The sequence below is a fragment of the Streptomyces sp. SPB074 genome (genome assembly GCF_000154905.1).
Lineage (GTDB): Bacteria > Actinomycetota > Actinomycetes > Streptomycetales > Streptomycetaceae > Streptomyces.
In genome coordinates, this window is record NZ_GG770539.1 from 246921 (window position 1) to 252416 (window position 5496).

Annotated in this window: 1 protein-coding gene and 1 pseudogene; both read right to left on the reverse strand. The window is 76.0% G+C overall.

Going from position 1 to position 5496, the window contains the following annotated elements; translation table 11 throughout:
- On the reverse strand, positions 1-3153 hold a 3153-nt coding region (locus SSBG_RS30475; protein ID WP_158677726.1), incomplete at its 3' end, for a phosphopantetheine-binding protein.
- A 220-nt stretch (positions 3154-3373) separates the two neighbouring features.
- Positions 3374-5482 (reverse strand): annotated as a pseudogene (locus SSBG_RS34000) (beta-ketoacyl synthase N-terminal-like domain-containing protein); the annotation flags it as partial.
- Positions 5483-5496: the final 14 nt, after the last annotated feature.

The following is a 5496-nucleotide window of genomic DNA, read 5'->3' on the forward strand; positions in this document are numbered from 1 at the left end:
GGAGCCCCGGCCCGCGACGGGGAGGGCGAGCGAGGGGTCGAAGCCGTGCTCGGCCAGCGCGCCGAGCCAGGTCGGGAAGGCCGAGGCGTGCAGCACCCGGCCGTGCGGCCCCGGCCAGGCCCGGCACAGCCGCTCCTCGGCCGCGCGGCCGGACGCCGCGAAGAACCGGTGGGGGAACGGGAGCCACGGCACATGGGGCGGTTCCTCGCCCAGGAGCCCGCGCGCGTCGGCGAGTTCGGCGAGGGCCCCGGCGCGCGCCCGCTGCCAGGGGTCGGCGCGGTCCGCCCAGGAGTCGGTGAGGAGGTCGAGTTCGACGGCCAGGTGCGGCAGCCGGGCCGGGTTGTGACCGTGCGCGGCGAGCCGGGATCGGCGGGACGCGGACTCGGGTGCGGGGGCGGGAGCGGATGCGGGCCTGGGGGCGGGGGCCGTTTCCGGCGTGGCGGCGGTCTCCGGTGCGGGCGCGGGCGCCTCCGGGGCTGGGGTCGCGGGTGTTCCGGGGTCCGCGATCATCAGGATGACGTCGCTGACCTCGCTGACCTCCCCGCGCGCGGGCTGCACCAGGTACAGGGTCCGGTTCTGGGGGCGGAACTTGTTCTTGAACTGGTAGTTGCCGCCGCCGAAGATCCCGGCCTCGCGCAGTTCCTCCAGGGCGCGGACGGCGGTCTCGGAGGCGTGGGACGAGGTGCCCGTCGCGCCGCCGAAGCTGGCGCCGAAACTGAACGTCCCGCAGCCCTCCTCGCGCAGCCGCTCCAGCACCCGTACGAGCGCGAACTCCAGCCCGCCGAGCGGCATGTGGCCGGGGTAGAACTCGACATCGAGGAGGTAGCCGTTCTCGGACGGGATGCGGGTGATCACGACGGCGTTCACCAGGGTCTCGTCCACGTACGTCAGGAACAGCCGGTGGCGTGCGTCGAGCCTGCCGCCCGCCAGTTCCTCGCGCACCCGGCGCACGTAGGGGTTGACCATCTGCTTGGTGGCCGCCCACTCGTCCACGAGGGAGGCGAGCTCCGCGTCGACCGCCGGGTCCTCTCCGCTGCGGTACTCGGACGTCCGGCAGGCGCCGGCTTTCTCGAACCGCTTCACCATGTACCGCAGCCTGCTCATCCGGCCGCCGCTCAGCGTGAAGGAGCCGAGGTCCTCCAGACGTTGGAGGGCGCCGAAGGGCGTCGCGGTGACGGGCTCCCCGCCCACCTCCGTGAGCGGGACCAGGGACAGCAGGTTGGGCCGCAGGCCGCCGCGCCGGGCGTGGTCGAAGTAGTCGGCGGCCAGTTCGGCGAAGTGGTCCTCCGGACCGGTGTAGTTCCACACGAGCAGGGCCCCGTCCCGCTGGGACAGGGCGAAGAAGCCCCGGCGCCGGGCGCCGAAGAAGAGGTAGGGGGCGATGTCGCGGCCGCCGAGCCCGCTCTCCTTGCCGTGCCGCCGTTCCAGCTCCGCGACGGTCGCGGCGAGTTCGGGGTCGGCGGCGGCCTCGGCGCGGGTGAGCACCCGGGTCCGGGCCGCGGTGTCCCGGGCGGCGGGCGGTACGGGCAGGGCGGGGGCGGGCTGCCGGGCGGGGGGCCGTACGCGTGCCACGGTCCGCGCGCCGTGCGTCTCGCACAGGGCCTCGGTGAGTCCGTCCAGGGTGGGGCGCTCGAAGAACAGCGCCTTGGGCAGGGCGCCGAGATCCGTCTCCAGGGCGCTGACGCCCCGGAGCATGTCGAAGGAGGTGAAGCCGTTGTCCGCGAAGGTGACCGCCGGGTCGAGGGGCCGCCCGACCACGCCCTCCAGCACCCGGCGCAGAGCCTCCCTGGCGTCGTCACGGCCGACCGGTCCTTCCCGCTCCGCCCGCTCCTGGCGCTCCTCGCGCTGCGACGCTCCCCCGTCCGCCGGGGGCTCCTCACCGGTCGCGCGGGGAGCCGTCTCGTGCGAGGGAGGAGCGGGCGGGTTCGGGGACGGTGCCTCCTGGCTCGGGGACGGTGCCGCCTGGTTCCGGGGCGCTTCCGCTTGGTCCCGCAACGGCGCGGCCGGGTTCGCGAGCGGCGACGGCGCAGGAGGGCGTGTGCCGAGGGCGGCCCGTACGTGGTCGGCGAGCGCGGCGATGGTGTCGTGGTCGTAGAGTTCGGCGCCCTGGAGATCGAGGCCGTGCGCCTCGTTGAGGGCGCGGGCCACGTCCATGCGGTAGATGGAGTCGAGCCCGAGGTCGGCGAAGGGGGTGTCGTCCGGGAGATCCGCGGCGGTCAGGCCGAGGACGGCGGCGACCATGTCGCGCAGGGTGGCGCGGATCTCGGCGCCCGTGGGCCGGGAGTCACCCGTCGCGGCGGGCCGGGCGTCGGCGCCGACGGCGGGCCGGGCGCCGAGGGCGGGCGCGGCCTCCCTGGTGACGCCTGTCGCGGGCTCACCACTCGCGCGGCGGGCGCCCCCGTCCCGCGCGGGGGATGCCGCCGGGCCCCTCGCCGGGGCGGCGGGCTCGCCGGGTACGTCCGGGGGCGTCGTGGCGAGGGGGTTCAGCCGGACCCGGGGGCGCGTGGCGGCGGGCCGGACCGCGTCCGGGGCCGGGCGCGGCTGCCGTCGTGGGGCCGTGTCCTGGCGCGGGGCCGGTGTCGTGTCCGGCTGCGGGTGCGTGCTCGTGGCTGCGTGGTCGGGGTGCGGCACGGGGGGCTCCGTCTTCGCTGGCCGGGGGGTGGTGAACCAGTGGCGGCGCGGCTGGAACTCGGCGCGCGGGCGCTGCCGCGCGGGGACGTCCGGCCGGAGGGTGTCGTCCGGCGGTGTCCACGCCTCCAGTACGACGTGCGCGTTGGTGCCGCCGAAGCCGAAGGAGCTGATCCCGGCGCGCCAGGTGGTCCGGCCGTGCTCGTCCTTGGCGCCCTCCCACGGCGTGGTCGTGGTGCCGATGCGGAACGGGGTGCCGTCCAGCCGGAGGTAGGGGTTCGTCTCGCGCAGGTGGAGGTGCGCGGGCAGGGTGCGGTGCCGCAGCGCCAGCAGCACCTTCAGCAGACCGGCGATCCCGGCCGCCGCCTCCAGGTGGCCGATGTTGGTCTTCACCGAGCCGAGGGTGATGTGCGGCTCGGCCGGAAGGGCTTCGCCCCGCTCCGCGTAGAGGCGGGTGAAGGCGTCCTTGAGGCCCTCGGCCTCGATGGGGTCCCCGAGCCGGGTGCCGGTGCCGTGGGTCTCCACGTACGTGACAGCGGCCGGGGAGACCCCGGCAAACGCGGTGCGCGCGGGCCACGACCTCGGCCTGGGCGCGCGGGTTGGGGGCGGTGAGGGAGGGTGAGCGGCCGCAGTGGTTGACGGCGCTGCCCCGGACGACGGCGAGGACGCGGTCGCCGTCCGCCTCGGCCCGCTCCAGCGGCTTGAGCAGCACCGCGCCGACGCCCTCGCCGCGGACGTACCCGTCGGCGTCCTTGTCGAAGGTGCGGCAGCGTCCGGCGGGGCTGAGCATCCCGGACTGGTCGAAGACCCGGAACAGCCCGGGGCTCAGCGCCAGGCTGACGCCGCCCACGATCGCCTCGTCGCACTCGCCGCCGGTCACGGCGCCGACCGCGCGGTGCAGGGCCACCAGGGAGCTGGAGCAGGCGGTGTCGACGGTCTCGCTGGGGCCGCGCAGATCCAGCACGTGGGAGACACGGTTCGCGACCAGGGAACGGGCGACACCCGTGGCCATGTGGGCCTCGGTGTCCGCGCCCGCGCGGGCGATCAGCTCGCCGTAGTCCGAGGTCGCCATGCCCACGAAGACACCGGTCGAGGTGCCCGCCCGGTCCTCCGGCCGGTATCCGGCGTCCTCGAAGGTCCGCCACACCGTCTCCAGGAACAGGCGGTGCTGGGGGTCCATCAGGCGGGCCTCGGCCGGGGAGATCCGGAAGAACGCGGCGTCGAAGTCGGCCACGTCCGCGAGGAAGCCGCCGCGCAGGCCGGCCGTGGCGGGGTCCGCCAGCAGGTCGGCGCGGTCCGGGGGCACGGGCCCGACGAGGTCGTCGCCCGCGCTGAGGTGTTCCCAGAAGGCGTCCAGGTCCGGCGAGCCGGGGAGCCGCCCCGCCATGCCGATCACGGCCACGTCCCGGCGCCGGGTCTCGGCGGCGGGAGGCGCCGCGGCGGTGGGGGCCGCAGCGGTGACGGGCGCGAGGACCGCGTTGTCCCCCGGTTCCGGGGACGCGAGAGGGGCGGCCGGTGCGGGCTCCGCCGTCGGCGCGGGCTCCGCCGTCGGCGCCGGGTGGGCGGCGGCCACTTCGTCCGGGTGCGCGCGGTCGAGGTGGGCGGCGACGTCGTCCAGCGTGGGGTGCTCGAAGAGGACCGTCGGCAGCAGTTCGAGTCCGTAGTGGTCGTTGACGCGGACGATCAGCTCGCTCAGCGAGATCGAGTCGAAGCCGAGGTCCATCAGTTCGGCGGAGGTGTCGACCTCGGCCGGATCGACCATGAGGAACTCCGCGGTGAAGGCGCGCAGTTGTCCCCGCACCGCCGCCTGACGGGCTGCGGGGGCCGGTTGCCGCGCGTCGCTCGTGGTGTCCGTGCGTGCCTCCTCGGCCTGCCCGGCGGGGGGCCCGGCCGGGGTCGTCGCGGGCGCGGCCGCGGTCCGTTCCATGGGCAGCCACCGGGTGTCGCCGCCGCTCAGCGCGGCGCGGAAGACCGCGAGGCCGGTGGGGGTCCGCAGCGGAGTCATGGACCAGAGCTGCGCGAAGAGCCGGCGGGTGGCGCCGGCGACGTCCATGCCGCCGTCCTCCCACAGGGGCCAGCCGATCGCGACGGTGCGTCCCGCGCGCTCCCCGCGTGCGGCGAGCGTCTGTCGGCAGGCGGCGAAGTCGAGCTGGAAGGCGTTGGCGTAGGCGTAGTCGGTCTGGCCCAGGTTGCCGGTCTCGCCCACCAGAGAGGCGCACAGGACGTAGAAGTCGAGGTCCTTCTCGTCGCGGGTGGCGTGGTCCAGCAGTACCGTGCCGGTCACCTTGGGGCCCAGGACCTCGGCCGTCTCGGCGGCCGTCTTGAGGACCGCGCGGGCGTCCCGGTGCACCCCGGCCGCGTGCACGATGCCGTTCAGCGTGCCGTAGCGGGTCCGGATGTCCGCGATCAGGCCGGTGACGTCCGCGGCCGAGGCGAGGTCGGTCGGGCGGTACCAGACGGTGCTGCCGCCGCGCCACAGTGACGCCGTGCGCCGCTCGATGTCCTCGTCGAGCGGCGAGCGCCCGGCGAGCACGAGGTTGACGGGCGCGGAGTCGGCGAGGAAGCCGCCGAGTATCCGGCCGAGGGCCCCGGCGCCGCCGGTGACGAGATACGTGCCGCCCGCGCGGACGGGCAGCGGCGCCCCGGGCTCCGCCTCGGGGACGGGCCGTTCGGCGAGCCGCCGCAGGTGGCGCCCGCCCTCGCGGTCGTGGACGGCCTCGGTGACCCCGTCGGCGCAGTGCTCCAGTTCGCCGGCGACGAGCGCGGCGACGCGGGTCGCCGCGGCGGGGTCCGCGGCCGTCTCCTCATACGTCTCGAAGGCGAGGGTGACTGCCGCGCAGCCGCTGTGCTCCAGTACGAGGGACTTGA